Raw genomic sequence first — 732 nt, forward strand, 5'->3', positions numbered from 1 at the left:
CGCTGACTTCCCTGTTCGAAAGATCGTCGATGCCCAGCATATCATCGCCGATCTCCGACTGGGTGGACCTGCGAAACTGTATGATTATCTAAAGGACTAACACTTCTCTAACATCATATGTAGCAAAACGACCTCCAAAACGGATGGTCGTTTTGTTTTACCCCAAAAACTGGCATACTGAATTTAGAGGGGGAAACGACCATGCGACAAGTCATTGTGTTACCGTATCAATCAGAATGGGCGAGTGCATATACACGAGAAGCGGACCGGTTACGAGAGGTGTTTGGAGCACGTCTTAAGCAAATCCATCATATGGGAAGTACATCAGTTCCGGGACTCGCAGCAAAACCGATCATCGATATCCTGCCCGTCGTCGATGCGCTCGAGGGGATCGAGCAGTTCGACGCACGGATGGAAGCAATCGGCTACGAGGCGAAGGGTGAATTCGGGATGCCGGGACGTCGCTATTACCGAAAAGGTGGAGACGAACGGACGCATCATATCCATCTCTATGCGACGGGAAATCCTGATATCAAGCGCCATCTCGTCTTCCGGGATTACTTACGCAAACATCCAGAAGAAGCCGCTGCTTACGGGGCATTAAAGGAACAGTTAGCGACAACATATCCGCTTGATATCGAAGCCTATATCGCCGGTAAGGATGCGTTCGTCAAGGAACTCGAACTCCGCGCAATTGCTTGGGGGAACGCGCATGACTGACTGGGAACGTGC

At 50.8% G+C, this 732-nt stretch carries 1 protein-coding gene; it reads left to right on the forward strand.

Features of this window, described 5'->3' with window-relative positions:
* The first annotated feature begins 201 nt into the window (after positions 1-201).
* The gene (locus B2751_RS12705) at positions 202-720 is read left to right on the forward strand and encodes a GrpB family protein (protein WP_290775094.1); all 519 of its coding nucleotides are present in this window, start codon (positions 202-204) and stop codon (positions 718-720) included.
* Positions 721-732 lie beyond the last annotated feature (12 nt).

The sequence above is a fragment of the Exiguobacterium sp. UBA6282 genome (genome assembly GCF_002440475.1).
In the GTDB taxonomy this organism is placed as follows: Bacteria; Bacillota; Bacilli; order Exiguobacteriales; family Exiguobacteriaceae; genus Exiguobacterium_A.

Coding starts and splice junctions, on each gene's coding strand:
- B2751_RS12705 (WP_290775094.1), top strand. CDS start 202: ATGCGACAAGTCATTGTGTTACCGTATCAATCAGAATGGGCGAGTGCA.